This is a genomic window from Lentzea sp. NPDC059081 (genome assembly GCF_042738015.1).
In the GTDB taxonomy this organism is placed as follows: domain Bacteria; phylum Actinomycetota; class Actinomycetes; order Mycobacteriales; family Pseudonocardiaceae; genus Lentzea.
Window position 1 is genome coordinate 220,049 of sequence record NZ_JBHYGW010000013.1, and the last position, 17,800, is coordinate 237,848.

Consider the following 17,800-nt stretch of genomic DNA (forward strand, 5'->3'; position numbering starts at 1 on the left):
TTCCCAAGTCGGTTCTGGTCTTGCTCATGGCGCGCACGTCACCTTCACCTGCGAGCCCGCCGGCACCTCGCCTGTCGGCTCGATGGCGGTGACTCGGCACTTCTTCAGGTCGCCCGGAGATGCACCCTGGGGGCTCTGCACCTTGGGCACCAAGCCGTGGTCGATCAGGTCTGTCCTGACCTGGTCGGCGGAACGACCGATGTAGTCGTCCTCGTCGAGCAGCTTCGTCGCGTTGCCCGGTATCCGGTCCGCGGAGTCCGGCTTCTGGCCGTTCGCCGGCGGGCTCGCGTTCGTCGAACTGGACGTCGCCGGCCGGTTCCCCTGCCCGTTGCCGTCACCCGTGTCCACGGTCAGCTTCCACAGGACGACCACGCCGAGCACCAGCAGCACGGTCACCAGGAAAGCGACCATAACCCAGATGACGGTCCGGTTTCTCGCCGGTGGGGTCGGCATGGGGGTGAACGTGCCGGTGTGGTGCGGAGGCTGCATTCCAGGCGGAGTTCCGAGACGAACCGGTCCCGTCGGGTGGTGCGGCAGCTGCGCGGGAATCGGCAGCGGCTGCGACACCTGAGGGGGCGGCGGAGCCTGCTGGGGAACGACCTGCTGCGGCACCCCTTGGGGCACCACCTGGGGCATCGAGAACCCCGACGGCGTCGGCAGCGGCTGGCCCACCCGCACCGCGCTGACGGCCGCGGCGAACTCGCCACCGGTCCGGTAGCGCTGCCGCGGGTCCTTCACCAGCGTCGCCTCGATCAACGCCCGCGCTCCCGGCGGGACGTCCCGCGGCAGCGGCGGAGCGATGTCGCGGATGTGCATCATCGCGACGGTCACCGCGTTGTCCGACAGGAACGGCCGGTGACCGGCCAGGCACTCGTAGCCGCACACCGCCAACGAGTAGACGTCGCTCGCCGGTTCGGCCTCGCCGCCGAGTGCCTGCTCTGGCGCGATGTAGTGCGCCGTGCCCATCACCATGCCGGACCGCGTCACGGGTGCCGCGTCCACGGCCTTCGCGATGCCGAAGTCGGTGATCTTCACCTTCCCCGACGGCGTGACCATGATGTTGCCCGGCTTCACGTCCCGGTGCACGAGCCCGCGTTCGTGGGCCGCCTGCAACGCGTTGCCGGTCTGCTCCAGCAGGTCGAGCGTCACCTCGGCGGTGAGCCGGCCCCGCGAGATGATCGTCGCGAGCGGCTCGCCCTCGACGAGCTCCATCACGAGGTACGCCGTGTCCTCCGGCCCCTCCGCGATCGACGCGGTCTCGCCGTAGTCGTGCACCGACGCGATACCGGGGTGGTTGAGCGACGCGGTCATCCGCGCCTCGGTGCGGAAGCGGTGCAGGAACTCGGGATCGCCCGACAGCTCGGCCTTGAGCACCTTCACCGCCACCCGGCGGTCGAGCCGGTCGTCGGCCGCCTCCCAGACCTCGCCCATGCCGCCGACCGCGATCCGCCTGGTGAGGCGGTAGCGGTCGGCGAGGAGCTGGCCCGTGGTCAGCATCAGCGACCCGCCAGGTACGCGGTCATCACGGCGCGCCCGATCGGCGCGGCGACCTTGCCACCGGTGGCACCCAGACCGCGGTCGCCACCGTCCTCGACGATGACCGCGATCGCGATCTCCGGCTTCTGCGCCGGGGCGAACGCGATGTACCAGGCGTGCGGCTTGTTCTGCAGCGGGTTGGCGCCGTGCTCGGCGGTACCGGTCTTGGACGCCACCTGCACGTTCTGCAGACGGCCCTCGCCACCGGTGTTGATCTCGGACTGGATCATCATGTCGCGCAGGGCGTTGGCGTTCGCCTTGCTCATCGCCGTCTCGACCTCGTCGGGCTTCGTGTCGTCGATCGACTTGAGGTCCGGGCCGAGGATCTTCGACACCAGGTACGGCTGCATCCGCTCGCCGTCGTTGGCGATCGTCGCCGCGATCACCGCGTTCTCGAGCGGGGTGATCTGCACGTCGCGCTGGCCGATGCCGGTCTGCCAGAGCGCGGCCTCGTCCGGGATCGAGCCGAGCGTCGAGGTCTCGACGGCCAGCGGCACGGTGAGGTCCGGGTCGTTGAACCCGAACTTCTCGGCCTGCCGGCGCAGCTTGTTCGCGCCGACCTGGCCCGCCATCTCACCGAACGCCGTGTTGCACGACTTCGCGAGCGCGGTCTCCATCGACACCGTCTCGCCGGGCCCGCACGGGGTGCCGTTGAAGTTCGGCAGGTCCGTCTGCGTGTTCGGCAGCTTGACGGTGCCCTTGGCGGTGTACTGCGAGTCCTTGTTCTTGCCGTCCGCGAGCGCGGCCGCGGCGACCACGACCTTCAGCGTCGAGCCCGCCGGGTAGAGGGCCTGCGTCGCGCGGTTGACCAGCGGGTCGTTCGACTCCTTGGCCGTGAGCTGCTTCCACGCGTTCACCTGCTCGTTCGAGTCGTGGCTCGCGAGCGTGTTCGGGTCGTAGGACGGCGTGCTCGCCATCGCCAGGATCTCGCCGGTCGCCGGTTTGATCGCGACGACCGACCCGGTGAAGCCCTTCGCGGTCAGCTGGTCGTAGGCGACCTGCTGCACCTTCGAGTCGAGCGTGAGCTGCACGTTGCCGCCCACCGGGTCACGACCGGTGATCAACGCGGAGACGCGGCGCGCGAACAACCGGTCGTCTGAGCCGTTCAGCAGGTCGTTCTCGGCGCGCTCCATGCCGGAGGTGCCGTAGGTGACCGAGAGGTAGCCGGTGACGGGCGCGTAGACCGGGCCCGCGTTGTAGGTGCGCAGGAACCGGAGACGGTCCGTCGTCTCCTTGACGTCCGCGATCACCGTGCCGTCGGCGACCGTGATCAGACCGCGCTTGCGGGCGTACTCGTCGAGCAGCACGCGGCGGTTGTACGCGTTCTTGCGCCACTCGTCGGCGTTGATCACCTGGACCCACGTGGCGTTGCCCAGGAGCAGCAGGATCATGACCATCATGGCCATGCCGACGCGGCGGAGCGGTGTGTTCATTTGGGACGCTCCACCATCACAGTGTGCTGGTCGGCGATGGCCGGCTGCTGCGGTTTCGGCTTCGGAGCCCGCTGCGGTGCCCTCGCCGCGGCAGAAATTCGCAGTAGCAACGCGACCAGGATGTAGTTCGCGAGCAGCGACGAACCGCCGTAGGACAGGAACGGGGCGGTGATACCGGTCATCGGGATCAGCTTGGTGACACCGCCGACGACGATGAACACCTGGAAGCAGACCGCGAACGCCAGACCGCCGCCGAGCAGCTTGCCGAAGCTGTCGCGCACGGAGATGGCGCTGCGCAGGCCGCGCAACGCGAAGACCATGTAGACCAGCAGCAGCGCCGCGAAGCCGACGAACCCGAGCTCCTCGCCGATCACGGCGGTGATGAAGTCGGTGTTCGCCTCGGGGATCATCTCCGGCCGGCCGGCGCCGAGACCCGCGCCGCCGATGCCGCCCGTCGCGAGCCCGAACAGCGACTGCGAGATCTGGTAGCCGCCGCCGATCTTGTCGTAGCGACCGATCGGGTCCTGCCAGTTCGCGACACGTTGCTGCACGTGGTTGAAGAGCTTCCACGCGACGATCGCGCCGCCGGAGAACAGGCCGAGACCGAGCACGACCCACGCCGCGCGTTCGGTGGCGACGTAGAGCAGCACGAGCACGATGCCGAAGAACAGCAGCGAGGAACCGAGGTCCTTCTGCAGCACCATGACCGCGACCGTGACGCCCCACGCCGCGAACAGCGGGCCGAGGTCGCGGGCGCGCGGCAGGTCCATGCCGAGGAACCGGCGGCCCGCCACGGTGAACAGGTCCCGCTTCGACACCAGGAACGCGGCGAAGAAGACCATCAGCAGGATCTTGGCGAACTCACCCGGCTGGATCGACAACGGGCCGATGCGCAGCCAGATCTTCGCGCCGTTGATCTCCGGCGCGATGAAGCCGGGCAGCACACCGGGCAGCATCAGCGCGACGAGGCCGATGAGGCCGAACGTGTAGCCGAAGCGCGCCAGCATGCGGTGGTCGGTGAGGAACTTCAGCGTCGCCGCGAACAGCAACAACCCGATGCCGGTCCAGATGACCTGCTTGAACGCCACCGGGTCCCACGTGGAGCCGTCCGGGAAGACGGTGCCCTCCATGGCCAGGTCGATCCGGTGGATGACCACCAGGCCGAGCCCGTTGAGCAACGCGACGCACGGCAGGATCGCCGGGTCGGCGTACGGAGCCCACCTGCGCACGGCGAGGTGAGCGCACGCGAACAGCGCGAGGTACGCGAGACCGAGGTAGAGGATCCTCAGGCTCAGCGAGCGCTCCTGGTTGAGCTCCACCAGGATGAGAGCCAGCGTCACGAGACCGGCGGCGAACGACAGCATCACCAGTTCGGTGCCGCGCCTCGTCGGCGCCCGCAGTCCTGGCGACGTGTTGGTCGCCGCCGACGCGCCTGGTGAGCCTTCCCCGGTGGGGGCGGGCGAGCCCTTCAACTACGGACCCTCCCGGCATTCCACACCCGGCTTCTGCTGCGAGGGCGTGAGCGAAGGCTCGGTTGACCCCGTCTCCGGGTTCGGCGAACCGTTCGCCGGCGGGGTGCTCGAGGAGCTCGTCGAGGCGGAGCTGGACGGCGCGCTGGTCGTCGTCGGGGGCGTCGTGGTGGTGGTCGTGCTCGACGTCGACGACGTGTCCTTGCACAGCGGCAGCATGTGCTCCGTGCGCAGCAACCGGACCGCGGCGCGTGCTCCGTCGAGGCCGTTGTCGCTGCGGATGCCGGCGGTGATGGTCTTGCGACCGGCCTCCTGCAGGTCCTTCAGCGTGATCGGCGTGCAGCCCGTCGACCCCGGCGGACACGAGTCCTCGACCTTGGACGACAGCTTGAAGCCGAGCACGCTGCCGTTGAGCCCGCGGAAGATCGCGACCTGGCCGTCCTCGGTGGCACCGACGTAGAACTGGGTGTTGAGCCACAGCTTGCCGCCGACCGCCACGACAGAGGCGAGGAGCAGCAGCACGAAGACGATCGCGATCGCCTTGATCGTGTTGCGCTTCTTGCGCTTCGGGTCCTGCGGCGGGGGAGGCGGTGCCTCCATGCGCTGCGGCGCCGGCGGGCGTTGCTGCGTGAGCGTCGCCGCTCGCGAGGCCGCCGAGTCGGGAGGAGTGTTGTGCTCCTCGCTGCCGTCACCGGCCGCGCCACCGACGATCGGGTAGTCGTCGCCGAAAGCGACGTCCTGGACGTCCGCCACGATCACCGTGACGTTGTCCGGGCCGCCGCCCTTGAGCGCGAGCTCGATCATCCGGTCCGCGCACGCCTGCGGGTCGGGGATGCGGATCGCCTCGTCGAGCGTCTCCAGGCTCACGACGCCGGACAGACCGTCCGAGCAGAGCAGGAACCTGTCACCGGAGCGCGCCTCGCGCACGGTGAGGCTCGGCTCGAAGTCGTGGCCGGTGAGCGCGCGCAGCAGCAACGAGCGCTGCGGGTGCGTGGCGGCCTCGTCCGGCGTGATCCGGCCCTCGTCGATCAACGACTGGACGAACGTGTCGTCGTGCGTGATCTGCGCGAAGGTGCCCTCCCTCAGGAGGTACGCGCGCGAGTCGCCGATGTGCACGAGCCCGAGGCGGTTGCCCGCGAACAGGATGGCCGTGAGCGTGGTGCCCATGCCCTCCAGGTCCGGGTCGCTCGTCACGAGCTCGGAGATGGCGCCGTTGCCACTCGCGACCGCGTCGCGGAGCTTGCCGAGGAGGTCGTCACCGGGCTCGTCGTCGTCGACGTGGGCCAGCGAGGCGATGACCACCTTGCTCGCGACCTCACCGGCGGCGTGGCCACCCATGCCGTCGGCGACTGCGAGCAGGCGGGGGCCCGCGTACACGGAGTCCTGGTTGTTGGAACGAACCAGGCCCCGGTCGCTTCGGGCCGCGTATCGAAGAACCAAGGTCATGAGCGCAGCTCGATCACCGTTTTGCCAATGCGGATCGGGGTGCCGAGAGGTACGCGCAGGGGTGCGGTGACCTTGGCTCGGTCTAGGTAGGTGCCGTTCGTGGAGCCGAGGTCCTCCACGTACCAGTCGGTACCGCGCATGGACAGCCTCGCGTGCCTGGTCGACGCGAAGTCGTCGTCCAGGACGAGAGTGGAGTCGTCAGCGCGGCCGATCAGGATCGGCCTGCCGTCGAGCGAGATGCGGGTGCCGGTCAGCGCCCCGTGGGTGACCACGAGTTGCCGAGGCGCCTTGCTTCCCCTCGCCGACTTCTCGGACCTCCGGAATCCGGGCAGACCTGACGCCCGGAGCCCTGAGGCTGCGTAGAGATCAGAGCGGACCACACGTAGGGCGGCCAGCACAAAGAGCCAGAGGAGCACGAGAAAGCCCGCTCTGGTCAGCTGCATCACCAGCTCTGGCACCGGTTGTAACCGCTCCTGCCTTGAGTTGCTTACCGACGCCCGTGTCGACCTCTAGCCCGCGGTGCGGAAGACCAGTGACGAGTGGCCGATGCGGACGACGTCGCCTTCCGCGAGCTGCCAAGTCTGCACTGGCGTGCCGTTCACCGTGGTGCCGTTGGTCGAACCGAGATCAGCGAGCATCGCATTCTGCCCGTCCCACGAGATTTCCAGGTGTCGCCTGGAGACCCCGGTGTCCGGGAGGCGGAAGTCGGCTTCCTGCCCACGTCCTACGACGTTTCCACCCTGCTTGAGGTTGTACGTGCGGTTGGAACCGTCGTCGAGGTGCAGCGTCGCGTTCAGCTGACGGTTGCCGCCCTGGGTTGCCGGGGGAGCGTATCCGCCCTGGTTGTAGCCCTGGTCGTAGCCGCCGCCCTGCTGGCCGTAGCCCTGCTGCTGGCCGTACCCCTGGTCGTACCCGCCCTGCTGGCCGTACCCCTGGTCGTAGCCGCCGCCCTGCTGGCCGCCGCCGTAGCCCTGGTCGTAGCCCTGCTGGCCGTAGCCCTGCTGCTGGCCGCCGCCATAGCCCTGGTCGTAGCCGCCGCCCTGCTGGCCGCCGCCGTACCCCTGGTCGTAGCCCTGCTGCTGGCCGCCGCCGTACCCCTGGTCGTAGCCCTGCTGGCCGCCGCCGTAGCCGCCGCCCTGCTGGCCGTAGCCCTGGTCGTAGCCGCCTTGCTGGCCGTAGCCCTGGTCATAGCCCTGCTGCTGGCCGTAGCCCTGCTGCTGGCCATAGCCCTGCTGGTCGTATCCCTGCTGGCCGTAGCCGCCCTGACCATAAGGGTCCTGGCCGGGCTGGCCCTGTCCTTGTCCGTAGCCGGGTGGCTGGCTCATGGATCGGTCTCCTGCGGTGCGAGGTGGTGCTGACCGTCGGCTGGCCGCTTTCACGTCGGGGTCGACGGACGAGCTGGTTCGGAACTGTCCGGTGTGCAGCGCCTCGGAGCGCTCCAGGGAGACTACGACGTCACCATAGGTATCCCATCCGGACTCGGCCAGGTGCTCTCGCAGGCCCTCTGCGAGTAGCTGGGTGATGCGTAGTTCATCCTGCTCGTCGCCCGCAAGACGCTCGTGGTCCTGGGCTCCGAGCAACACTTTGTAGTGGTTGGGGGCTAGCAGTCTGCCACCCGCGAGCTCGCGGATGTTGCTGTCACCCTCCCGTTGCAGCGCCTGTGCCACCTCTTGGGGCACGACGTTGCCGCCGAACACCCGCGCGAAGGTGTTGCCGACGAGACCTTCGAGCTTCCGCTCGAAGCGTTGCAGGCCCATGTCGACTCCTTCCACGCGGACGGGCTCCTGTACCGATCGTATCCGGGTACGACCACGCCTACAGGGGGCGATTAGGAACCTGGTTTGGACGCGTGCTAGTGTTCCCAACGTCTCCAGGGGCAAGTGGCGGAATGGCAGACGCGCACGGTTCAGGTCCGTGTGTCCGAAAGGACGTGGGGGTTCAACTCCCCCCTTGCCCATCGAAAGACAGAGGGAACCCCTCTCGCGGAATCGCGAGAGGGGTTCTTTCGTTGATGGGTCGTATCGGGTTCGTTGATCCAACAGGTGATGTCTGTCACTCGTTCGGGGGCACGCATGTGGGCGATAGCGGCGGCGGACTTCGGCGCGGAGCTGGAGCTCGTCGAGCTTCCCGAGCCGGAACCGGGGCCCGGCGAGCTCGAGGTGCGGCTCCTCGCCGCGAGCGTGAACCCGTTCGACCGCAAAGTCGTGGACGGAATGTTCCGGGGTTCGGGCGAACACCGGTTCCCATTGGTTCCCGGAACTGATGGTGCGGGTGAGGTCATCGGTTCCGGAGAGACGATTTTCGGAACCTTCTTCCACCACCCCGTCGGCATCGGCACATACGCCGAGTACGTCACAGTTCCGGCCACGAACGCATTGGCCCCGATCCCGGAGGGCCTCGATCCCGCCGTCGCCGCCGCGTTGCCCACGGCCGGGATGACGGCCGTGCAGTTGGTCGAGGCGCTGGGGGACGCCGAGTCCGTCCTGATCGTCGGTGCGTCCGGCGGTGTGGGGTCGTTCGCCGTCCAGGTCGCCCGCGCGGCCGGCAAGCGCGTGATCCCGATCGGCCGCGGTGACTCCCTCGTGGAGGCCGACGCGCTCATCGACCTCGTGAGCACCGACCGCTCGTCCTTCGAGGCGAACGCGCGCTTCGCGCCGTTGGCGTTCAACACCAACTACGTCTCCAGCGACTCCGCGCAGAACTTCGGCATGAAGGGGTCGCGCGAGGCGTTGGAGCGGCTGGCGTCGTTGGTGCTGGCCGGCGAGCTGGAAGTGCCGATTTCGCGCCGTGTGCCGTTGCGCGAGGCTGCTGACGTTTTCGCAGGTCGCGGGCCCGGCAAGACAGTGATCATCATGTAGGTGGTCGTTCTGGCGCGGTGAGCGGTCGGCGGACGGTGTCGCCCACCGGTGGGCGGCGATTTCCACTCACGCGTGATGTACCCACCGTGAGCAGGTCTTTTGGTGCGTCCATCCGGCGCAACGTCACCCAGACGGCAGCACCGTAGGACCGAACTCCCCGCGCCCCTCTTCGACCGGTCACCGACCGGTCGGCGCCGTCGATCGCAGGGGGTCCTGTGACCTGGGGGCGGGCCGTGCGCTTCCTGCTAATTCTTATCCAGAGCACGAGTCGAAACGCGGCGGATCGCCCGCCGCGGGTGACGAGGAGGCACTGGCGTGAGCAGCACCCCAGCAAGGATCGCGGCCCTCGACAGCTCGAACGGTCTGTCGACGACCCCGGTCCCGGTTCCGGAACTGCCCGCGTCCGTCGAGGAGTTGGCAGCCGCCGCGGCGATCCGCCTCGGCTGGCACGGAGTCGTTCTCCCCGAGATGGTCCTCATGGGCCGCAAGGTCGTCGTCGTGGCCGAGCTCCTGGCCGACGCCCACGCCGAGCGCGTGTGCGTGGGTGCCGCTCCCGAGGCCGACAAGACCACCGTCTCCACGTGGGTGTGGCCGGAGATGGAAGGCCGCGTCCCGCCGGTCGCCGTCCGCATCGTCGGCGTCCTGGCCGTCGCCCGCCACTGGCGCACAGCGCTCGCCTCCGCCGTCCCCTTCGCCCGCTACGGCAACGCCGCGGTCGTGCTCCCCGAGTCCGTCGCCTTCTCGCACGACTACCTCGCGAACTGCCTGCCCCGCGTCCGCCGCTACGGCGTCTCGGTGCTGCTCGCCGACGACGAGAAGGACCTCTCGGTCGATGTCACCGGTCGCCAGGAGAACGTGCCCGCCGAGGACACCGCCATCACCCGCTGGGTCAACGAGCTCGTCTACGAGCAGGTGCTCGCCACCGCTTCCTGATCTACGGTCGGACCTATGCGAGTAGTCATAGCCGGCGGACACGGGCAGATCGCGCTGCTTCTGGAGCAGCAGCTGGCCGCTCGTGGAGACGCCGCCACCGCGCTGGTCCGCAATCCTGATCATTTTGGTGATGTGTCCGATGCCGGGGCTGTTCCGGTGTTGTGCGACCTGGAGTCCGAGGACCTGGACTCGGTCGCTGCCTATCTGAACGGTGCTGATGCGGCTGTGTTCGCCGCCGGGGCCGGGCCCGGGTCTGGGGCCGCCCGCAAGGACACCGTGGACTACGGGGCCGCCGCCCTGTTCGCCTCTGCCTGTGCGGAGGCCGGGGTTCGGCGGTTTCTGCAGGTTTCGTCGGTGGGGATCGAGGACGTCGAGTCGCCTGAGGTGGATGCCTCGTTCGCCGTGTACCTGAAGGCGAAGGGGCGGGCTGAGGAGGACCTCCGGTCGCGGGATCTGGAGTGGACGATCCTGCGGCCTGGACGGTTGGTTGATGAGCCTGCTACTGGGCTGGTGACCCTTGCCGCGCCTCGGTTGCCTCGGGGGTCTGTTGCTCGGGCGGATGTTGCGGCTGTGTTGGTTGAGTTGCTCGAGGCTCGCAACACGGTGGGGAAGACGTTGGAGTTGTTGAACGGGTCGACGCCTGTTGCTGAGGCGGTTCGGGCTGTTCTCTGATGGTGCTGTTCTCTGATGGCGCGATTCTGTGAGCGTTCCCCTGGTGCGGGCGGCGTGTGTGCGTTGCGTGCTTCCCCTCAGGGGCTCTGCCCCCGAACCCCCGGCAATCTGATCGGGGGCCCAGCGCCGTCGGCGGGTTGATGGCACGCCTGTTTGTGTTGGGCGGCTGTCGGTTGCGTTGGTGGTTGCGTTGCGGTGGGAACCCACCGCGGGCTCGCTTGCTCAGGTCGTCTTTCGTCTCGGGCCGTTGGCCCTCGATCGTTAGTCGCCCAGCACTCGGTCCAGGTATTGGTTGCTGAACGTCCTGTCTGGGTCTACCTCGTTGCGCACTCGCAGGAAGTCGTCGAAGTGCGGGTACAGCGGGCGGAGGTCCGTGGCGGTCAGGTCGTGCATCTTGCCCCAGTGGGGGCGGCCGTCCACGGACTTCGCGATGCTCGCGTAGGCGTCGAAGAAGGCCTTGTGCTCCATGCCCAGCGCCTGGTGCATGGAGATGTAGGCGGTGTCCCGGCCGTTGGCCGTGGAGAGCCAGATGTCGTCCGCCTGGGCCACGCGCACCTCGCACGGCACGATCAGGTGGTCGCGGTCGGCCAGTTTGGCGGCGACGGCGCGGAGTTCCGCGATGACGTCCAGCAGGGTCTCGCGGGGGATGGAGAACTCCGTCTCCACGAAGCGGACTCGGCGCGGAGTCACGAAGACGTTGTGCGAGTAGTCCGAATAGGAGCGTTCGGAGATCATCGCGCCGCAGAACTCGTTGAGGCGCTTGGTGTGGCGGGGGAAGGCCTTCGCCACCTTGGTCACCACGCCGAAGGCGGCGTTCTCCATCACCTCGTACTCCCACTTCTGGCGGAGCTTGGAGAGGGGACGGGCCGGCTCGGTGATCCTGTTGTTGCGCTTCAGGATCACGCGGTCCGAGTGGGTGAACCAGTGGAACTCGACGTGGTCCTCGACCGCGCAGAGGTCGTCGAACCGTTCCAGCACGTCGTCGAGGCGGCCGGGGGACTCCGAGGCCTGGAGCACGAACGCCGGGACGCAGCGGAGGGTCAGGGTGCTGATGACGCCGAGTGCGCCCAGGCCCACTCGGGCCGCGTTGAAGAGGTCCGGGCGTTCGGTGCGGGAGCAGGTGACGACCGAGCCGTCGGCCAGGACCAGTTCCAGGGACTCGATGGCGGTGGCGAGGACGCCCAGTTTCGCGCCGGTGCCGTGGGTCGAGGTGGAGACCGCGCCGGCGACCGTCTGGGCGTCGATGTCGCCCAGGTTCGGCATGGCCAGGCCCAGGCGGTGCAGGTCGGCGTTGAAGGCGCTCAGCGGGGTGCCGGAGCGGACTGTCACCAGGCCGGTGTCGGTGTCCGCGCGTACGATTCCGGTCCAGCGGTCCAGGTCCAGGGCGGTGTCCGGGGCGACCGCGATGTCGTTGAACGAGTGGCCGCTGCCCCTCGCCCGGACTCGGCCGCCGGAGGTGACGGCGGCGGCGATCTCGTCCGTGCTGGCGGGGTGGACTACGCGCGTTGGGGTGCAGGACGCCGTCTTAGCCCAGTTCGTCCACACGCGTACCTCCACGAGAGAGTGTGACCTGCGAGTAACGTAAGTGAAAGCTCTTCACGTTTCAAGGGTTCACGACGTACCGTCAGTGCATGCGCAGAACTCGACTCGACGCCGCTACGAAGGACCTGGATCCTCCGTTCGCGATCGTCGACCTGGACGCCTTCGACCACAACGCGGCGGACCTCGCCCGTCGCGCTGCCGGTCATCCGATCCGGGTGGCGAGCAAGTCGATCCGGGTGCGCGACCTGGTGAGCCGGGCGCTCGACCGGCCCGGTTACGCCGGGGTCATGTGCTACTCGCTGGCCGAGGCGCTGTGGTTGTCCGAGCAGAACGTCAGCGAGGACCTGCTGGTCGCGTACCCGACCGCCGACCGGGCGGCGTTGCAGAAGCTCGCGGCCAACGAGACCGCCCGGCAGCGGGTCACGATCATGGTGGACTCGCTGGAGCACCTCGACTTCGTGGACTCCGCGGTCGGGCCGCACTCCGACATCCGGGTGTGCCTGGAGCTCGACGTGTCGTGGCGGCCGTTGCCGGGGGTCCACATCGGACCGCGCCGGTCGTCGATCCACACGCCGGAGCAGGCCAGGGGCCTCGCTTCGAGGATCGTGCGGCGCACCGGGTTCAAGCTCGTCGGGATCATGGCCTACGAGGGGCAGATCGCCGGTCTCGGCGACAACCCGCCCGGTCAGCCGTTCCGGGCGATCGGCATCCGCTTCATCCAGCGCAAGTCCGGGCCCGAGCTGATCGAGCGGCGGACGGCCGTCGTCAACGCTGTCAGGCAGGTCGCCGAGCTCGAGTTCGTCAACGGCGGCGGCACGGGGAGCCTGGAGCTGACCGCGTCGGACCCGTCGGTCACCGAGCTCGCGGCGGGCAGCGGGCTGTTCGGGCCGACGCTCTTCGACGCCTACCAGTCGTTCAAGCCGGAGCCCGCGGCGCTGTTCGCGTTGTCCGTGGTGCGCAAGCCGACCAAGCGCACCGCCACGCTCTTCGCCGGCGGGTACATCGCGTCCGGCACGCCCACGCCCGACCGGCAGCCGTCGCCGTACCTGCCGGAGGGGCTGACGACGCTCGGCCTCGAAGGTGCCGGCGAGGTGCAGACGCCGGTCACCGGCAAGGCGGCCGAGCTGCTGAAGATCGGTGACCGGGTCTGGATGCGGCACGCCAAGGCCGGCGAGCTGTTCGAGCGCTTCGACGAGGTCCACCTGGTGCGCGGGGACCGCGTCGAGCGCACTGTGCCGACCTACCGCGGCGAGCACCGCAACTTCGGCTAGTCGGGCAGGCGCGACGACAGGTAGCCCCTGACCAGCGCCTTCGCCTCGGCGAGGATCGCGGGGTCGCCGTTGGGGTTGTTGCGGAAGGCCATCTTCAGCACGGCGTCGGCGGCCTCGACGGCGATCGCGATCGGCAGCCCGACCTCGCCGAACGGGATGCTGAACTTGCCCGAGATCAGCTCGGAGATCTTGTCCGAGATGACGGCGTTGTTGTCGCGGCGGTCGTCGAGCAGCCGCATGTCCACGACGTCGCCGAAGTGCAGCTTCCCGAACGCGGGGATCTCGCGGTGCATCGTCACGTAGACGTCGAACACCGTGTCCACGGCGTCCCACCAGTGCTCGAGCGTCGCCTGTTCGAGCTTGGTGGTGATGCCCTGGGAGAACTTGTCGACGTTGCGCAGGGTCAGCGCCTGCACCACGGCTCTCTTGTCGGGGAAGAACTGGTACAGCGAACCGACCGCCACCCCGGCTCTCTCCGCGATCAGGGTGGTGGTGACGCCGTCGTAGCCCACCTCGTCGATGAGAGTCGCGCAGGCCTCGAGCATGCGCTCGACTCTCTTGGCGCTGCGCTGCTGGACGGGCTGACGGCGGAGCGGGGTGGTGCTCGTCACGGCGACTCCCAGTAGTTCGGGTTCTTCCATCTTGCCCGTTGCACGGCTCTTTCACTTCCCTGAACCTGTCAACACGCCTACGATCCGAACAAGTTTCACATTTGGAGGATCGATGAGCGACTTCCTGTGGGGAGTGTCGACGTCCGCGTTCCAGATCGAGGGCGCGTTCGACGCTGGCGGCCGTGGCCCCTCCGTGTGGGACGAGTTCACTCCGGTACACGACGACGACAGCGCGTCCGTTGCGTGCGACCACTACCACCGGTGGCGCGAGGACGTCGGGCTGATGAAGCTGCTCGGTGTGAACGCGTACCGGTTCTCGATCGCGTGGCCGCGGATCCAGCCCACCGGCAAGGGACCGGTCAACGCCGAGGGGCTCGACTTCTACGACCGCCTGGTCGACGCCCTCGTCGACGCCGGCATCGCTCCGGTCGTGACGTTGTACCACTGGGACACGCCGCTGGAGCTCGAAGCCGAGGGGGGCTGGCTCAACCGGGACATCGCCGACCGGTTCGCCGACTACACCTCGCTCGTCGCGGACCGCCTGGCCGACCGGGTGAAGATGTGGATCCCGATCAACGAGCCCGCGATGGTGACGTTGCAGGGGTACGCGATCGGTGAGCACGCCCCCGGCAAGACGTTGCTCTTCGACGCGCTGCCGACCGCCCACCACCTCAACCTGGCCCACGGCCGTGCGGTCGAGGTGCTCCGCTCGGCGAACGCGCAAGCGGTTGGCACGGCGAACAACCACACACCGGCCTGGCCTGCTACGCCCGACGACGTACCAGCTGCCGAGGCGTACAGCGAAATCCACAACTGGTTGTACGCGGACCCACTTCTGTCGGGCCGATATCCCGGCGCAGTCGCCGATCTCCTGCCGGTTCAGGACGGAGATCTGCAGGTCATCCACCAGCCGCTCGACTTCTACGGGGTCAACTACTACAACCCGACGCGGCTGAGGTCGCCGTCGGAGGGCAACCCGCTGCCGTTCGAGCTCGTGGAGATCGACGAGTTCCCGCGCACCGGGTTCGGCTGGCCGGTCGTGCCGTCCGGGCTCACCGAGATGATCTCGGCGCTGCGCGAACGCCACCCGAACCTGCCGCCGGTCCACGTCACGGAGAGCGGGTGCAGCTTCCCGCACCGGATCGACGACTCCGACCGGATCTCCTACCTCGACGGACACCTCAAGGCCGCGCGGGCGGCCGACGTCGCCGGGTACTTCGTGTGGTCGCTGATGGACAACTTCGAGTGGGAGGCCGGGTACTCGCAGCGCTTCGGCCTGGTGCACGTCGACTACGAGACGCAGGTCCGCACGCCGCGCGACTCGTTCCACTGGTACCGCGAGGTGATCAGCGGTGAGTGAGGCGCTGGCCGAACCGGTCGTCCCGGTTCGACGAGGCTGGATGGCCTGGCTGTTCGTCGCGAACCTCGGGCTGTGGCTCGCGATCTACGCGCCGATCCAGGTGCTGTTGCCGCAACAGGCCGAGCTGCTCGACAAGGCGAACAAGGAGCTGGTGTTCGGCATCGTCACCGGTGTCGGCGCGCTGGTGTCGTTGCTGGTGGTGCCGTTGATCGGCTTCCTGAGCGACCGCACGACCTCCCGGTTCGGCCGCCGCCACCCGTGGACGCTGGCCGGCGCGGTCGTCGGCGCCCTCGGTCTGGGCGTGCTGGCCGGAGCCCCCTCGATCCTCGTGATGACCGTCGGCTGGTGCCTGGTGCAGGCGGGGATCGGCGGGATGCTCGCGGCGCTGACCTCCGCGGTGCCCGACCGGGTGCCCGTCGCGCAACGGGCGCAGGTCGGCGGGCTCATCGGCATCAGCCAGATGCTCGGCACCGTGCTGGGCGCGGTCGTGGTGACGTTGCTGGTCAGCGGACTGCCCGCCGGTTATCTGGCGTGTGCGGTCATCGTCCTCGCGGGCGCGCTCTTCTTCGTGCTGCGGACGCCGGACATCCAGCTGATCGCCAAGCCGGTCAAGCCGACGTTCTGGATCTCGCCGCGCGAGCACCCGGACTTCGCCTGGGCGTGGGGCGGCCACCTCATGATCAACCTCGGCAACGCGTTCGGGACGCTCTACCTCCTCTACTTCCTCGGCGACGTCGTCCACCACCCGTCTCCGGAAGACGGTCTGCTCGTGCTGATGGCGCTCTACGGGGCGGCGCTCGCCGCAGGAGCGGTGCTGTTCGGCGCACGAAGTGACCGAACGGGCCGCCGGAAGCCGTACGTCTACCTCGCGTCGTTCGTCATGGCGCTGGCCGCGCTGCTGCTGGTCGTCTGGCCGACCTGGACCAGTGCGCTGGTCGCGGCCCCGCTGCTCGGCGTCGGGTTCGGCACGTACTGGGCGGTCGCGATCGCGCTGCTGACCCAGGTGCTGCCGGCCGCGTCCGATCGGGCAAAAGATCTGGGTGTGCTCAACGTGGCCAACGCGTTGCCCCAGGTCATCGCCCCGTTGCTGACCGCGCTGATCCTGGCGAACCTGGGCGGCTACCGCGGCCTGTTCGCGACGTCCGCACTGGCGACGGCGCTGGCCGCGTTGTTGATGAGTCGAGTGCGATCGGTGGTCTGATGCAGCTGTCGGGCAAGAACGTCATGGTCACGGGCGCGTCCCAGGGAATCGGCGCCGATACCGCGTTCCGGTTCGCCGCGCACGGCGCACACGTCCACCTTGTGGCCAGAAGCGCCGAACTGCTCGATCAACAGGTCAAACGGATCAAGGACTTCGGTGGCTCGGCCTCCGCCCACGTGGCCGATCTCGCGGACGCCGCCCAGATCCGCGCGCTCGCCGAGGAGGTCCCGGCCCCCGACGTGCTGGTCAACAACGCCGGCGTCGGCCGCTGGCTGTTCCTCGACGACACCTCCGCCGACGAGCTGGTCACGATGACCGCCGTGCCCTACCTGGCGGCGTTGTTGCTGACCAGGGAGTACCTGGGCGCGATGCGGGCACGTGGTTCGGGCTGGATCGTCACCGTGAACTCACCGGTCTCCCGCCTGCCGATCCCCGGCTGCGTCGGCTACCAGTCGTCCCGCTGGGCGCTTCGGGGTTTGACCGCGTCGCTGCGCCTTGACCTGCGCGGAACCGGCATCGGCGTGAGCGAGGTCGTGCCGGGCAAGGTGTCGAGCGAGTACTTCGCCAACAACCCCGGCGCCGAGGAACGCATCCCGGCCATCGCGCGCCTGATGATCCCGACCGTCACGCCGGAGCGGTGCGCGCGGGCGATCGTGGACGCGGTGGTGAAGGAACGCACGGAGCACCTGTTCCCGTGGCAGCTCAAGGCGTTCGAGCTCTCCGGCCGGCTCTTCCCCGGCCTGACCTCGTACCTGGCGTGGCGGACGGGTACGCACCGCTGAGAGTGGGAACTCCCCGGTCACAGACCCAGAGGGAGGACGCCATGACCGGAACGATCGACGGCCACCAGGTCCGCGACCCGCACGGACTGCACGCCGACGCCGAGGACCAGCTGCGTCAAGCCGAGTCCGAGGTGCAGCGCCGCGTGGGCGACCAGTACGACGACCAGGCTGTTCGGGGCGCTGTGCGCGAGGCCTACGACGAGATCGCGGAGCAGGCGAAGGTCGAGTCGTTCCTGCCGATCCTGGTGGCGCGGTCGGCGGAGCAGAAGCTCGAAGAGGCCTGAGCCGTGCCGATTGCGGCGGCCTCGCCACACGCGAAAGTCGCGCCGAGCAGCTGAGTCGCTCTCATCGCGGAAGTCGCGACGAGCACGGAAGTCGCTGAACGTGAGGCAAACACGGCCCCGCCCACCCAGGGGGCACCAACCAGCCACACTGCCACCGACCCTACCTGCGGAAACGGCCTGTCAACCGGCCGCCTGGCGATCTGTGGACAGCCGTGGGCTCAGGGCGGGAGCTGTGGACAACTCGCGATCTCGGCCCGGAACTGTCGGTGCGGCCTGGAAGAATTGCAGCAAGGGTTCCCCTTCGCGGGGCAGGGCTTCGGCAAAGTCGTTTCACCTGGACGCAAGGCGGGCACGGCGCTCGTTGATCATGTGAGTGTCTAAGTCGCATGATCTTGTGGGAGT

General features: G+C 68.7%; 16 protein-coding genes and 1 tRNA gene. 9 read left to right on the forward strand and 8 right to left on the reverse strand.

Features of this window, described 5'->3' with window-relative positions:
• Positions 1-24: 24 nt before the first annotated feature.
• From ACFWV3_RS27350 to ACFWV3_RS27375, 6 genes are read right to left on the reverse strand one after another with little or no spacing between them, the layout of a single operon-like run.
• Positions 25-1,497, reverse strand: coding sequence for a serine/threonine-protein kinase (locus ACFWV3_RS27350; RefSeq protein WP_382415022.1), 1,473 nt, complete (start codon positions 1,495-1,497; stop codon positions 25-27).
• Positions 1,497-2,969, reverse strand: a complete 1,473-nt coding sequence (locus ACFWV3_RS27355) for a peptidoglycan D,D-transpeptidase FtsI family protein (RefSeq protein ID WP_382415024.1) — start codon at positions 2,967-2,969, stop codon at positions 1,497-1,499. Before ACFWV3_RS27355 ends, ACFWV3_RS27350 begins: the two co-directional genes overlap by 1 nt.
• Entirely contained in the window at positions 2,966-4,441 is a 1,476-nt protein-coding gene (locus tag ACFWV3_RS27360) for an FtsW/RodA/SpoVE family cell cycle protein (RefSeq protein WP_382415026.1), read from the reverse strand. The genes ACFWV3_RS27355 and ACFWV3_RS27360 overlap by 4 nt, the downstream gene beginning before the upstream one ends.
• On the reverse strand, positions 4,442-5,884 hold the full coding sequence (locus ACFWV3_RS27365) for a PP2C family protein-serine/threonine phosphatase (protein ID WP_382415028.1): 1,443 nt from the start codon (positions 5,882-5,884) through the stop codon (positions 4,442-4,444).
• On the reverse strand, positions 5,881-6,342 hold the full coding sequence (locus ACFWV3_RS27370; RefSeq protein ID WP_030465595.1) for an FHA domain-containing protein: 462 nt from the start codon (positions 6,340-6,342) through the stop codon (positions 5,881-5,883). The genes ACFWV3_RS27365 and ACFWV3_RS27370 overlap by 4 nt, the downstream gene beginning before the upstream one ends.
• A gap of 51 nt (positions 6,343-6,393) precedes the next feature.
• Positions 6,394-7,641, reverse strand: a complete 1,248-nt coding sequence (locus ACFWV3_RS27375) for a DUF3662 and FHA domain-containing protein (protein ID WP_382415030.1) — start codon at positions 7,639-7,641, stop codon at positions 6,394-6,396.
• 117 nt (positions 7,642-7,758) lie between these two features.
• On the opposite strand from ACFWV3_RS27375, the gene ACFWV3_RS27380 reads away from it, so the two are divergent.
• From ACFWV3_RS27380 to ACFWV3_RS27395, 4 genes are all read left to right on the forward strand, one after another.
• A tRNA-Leu gene (locus ACFWV3_RS27380) sits at positions 7,759-7,841 on the forward strand.
• A gap of 115 nt (positions 7,842-7,956) precedes the next feature.
• Positions 7,957-8,742 carry an NADP-dependent oxidoreductase gene (locus ACFWV3_RS27385; protein ID WP_382415032.1) on the forward strand — a complete coding sequence of 262 codons (786 nt, stop codon included), beginning with the start codon at positions 7,957-7,959 and terminating at the stop codon, positions 8,740-8,742.
• Positions 8,743-9,057: 315 nt separating this feature from the next.
• Positions 9,058-9,675 (forward strand): hypothetical protein, encoded by a 618-nt coding sequence (locus tag ACFWV3_RS27390; RefSeq protein ID WP_382415034.1) that lies wholly within the window; start codon positions 9,058-9,060, stop codon positions 9,673-9,675.
• 15 nt (positions 9,676-9,690) lie between these two features.
• Complete coding sequence (locus tag ACFWV3_RS27395; protein ID WP_382415036.1) at positions 9,691-10,347, forward strand: NAD(P)H-binding protein; 657 nt, start codon at positions 9,691-9,693, stop codon at positions 10,345-10,347.
• A gap of 261 nt (positions 10,348-10,608) precedes the next feature.
• Here ACFWV3_RS27395 and ACFWV3_RS27400 read toward each other — a convergent pair whose 3' ends face one another.
• Positions 10,609-11,892 (reverse strand): D-arabinono-1,4-lactone oxidase, encoded by a 1,284-nt coding sequence (locus ACFWV3_RS27400; RefSeq protein ID WP_382415038.1) that lies wholly within the window; start codon positions 11,890-11,892, stop codon positions 10,609-10,611.
• Positions 11,893-11,978: 86 nt separating this feature from the next.
• Between ACFWV3_RS27400 and ACFWV3_RS27405 the strand changes: the two genes are divergently transcribed.
• The gene (locus tag ACFWV3_RS27405) at positions 11,979-13,160 is read left to right on the forward strand and encodes an amino acid deaminase/aldolase (protein ID WP_382415040.1); all 1,182 of its coding nucleotides are present in this window, start codon (positions 11,979-11,981) and stop codon (positions 13,158-13,160) included.
• Here the strand turns inward: ACFWV3_RS27405 and ACFWV3_RS27410 are convergent.
• Positions 13,157-13,801: a TetR family transcriptional regulator gene (locus tag ACFWV3_RS27410; protein WP_382415042.1), complete on the reverse strand. Its 645-nt coding sequence runs from the start codon at positions 13,799-13,801 to the stop codon at positions 13,157-13,159. The two genes, ACFWV3_RS27405 and ACFWV3_RS27410, sit on opposite strands and share 4 nt — an antisense overlap.
• A gap of 82 nt (positions 13,802-13,883) precedes the next feature.
• Between ACFWV3_RS27410 and ACFWV3_RS27415 the strand changes: the two genes are divergently transcribed.
• The 4 genes from ACFWV3_RS27415 to ACFWV3_RS27430 are packed head-to-tail and all read left to right on the forward strand — an operon-like array spanning position 13,884 to position 17,398.
• Positions 13,884-15,131 carry a GH1 family beta-glucosidase gene (locus ACFWV3_RS27415; RefSeq protein WP_382415044.1) on the forward strand — a complete coding sequence of 416 codons (1,248 nt, stop codon included), beginning with the start codon at positions 13,884-13,886 and terminating at the stop codon, positions 15,129-15,131.
• 40 nt (positions 15,132-15,171) lie between these two features.
• Positions 15,172-16,332 carry an MFS transporter gene (locus tag ACFWV3_RS27420; protein WP_382415073.1) on the forward strand — a complete coding sequence of 387 codons (1,161 nt, stop codon included), beginning with the start codon at positions 15,172-15,174 and terminating at the stop codon, positions 16,330-16,332.
• Positions 16,332-17,114: an SDR family NAD(P)-dependent oxidoreductase gene (locus tag ACFWV3_RS27425; RefSeq protein WP_382415046.1), complete on the forward strand. Its 783-nt coding sequence runs from the start codon at positions 16,332-16,334 to the stop codon at positions 17,112-17,114. Before ACFWV3_RS27420 ends, ACFWV3_RS27425 begins: the two co-directional genes overlap by 1 nt.
• Positions 17,115-17,155: 41 nt before the next feature.
• A complete protein-coding gene (locus ACFWV3_RS27430; protein ID WP_382415049.1) occupies positions 17,156-17,398 on the forward strand; it encodes a three-helix bundle dimerization domain-containing protein in 243 nt (80 codons plus the stop codon).
• Positions 17,399-17,800 lie beyond the last annotated feature (402 nt).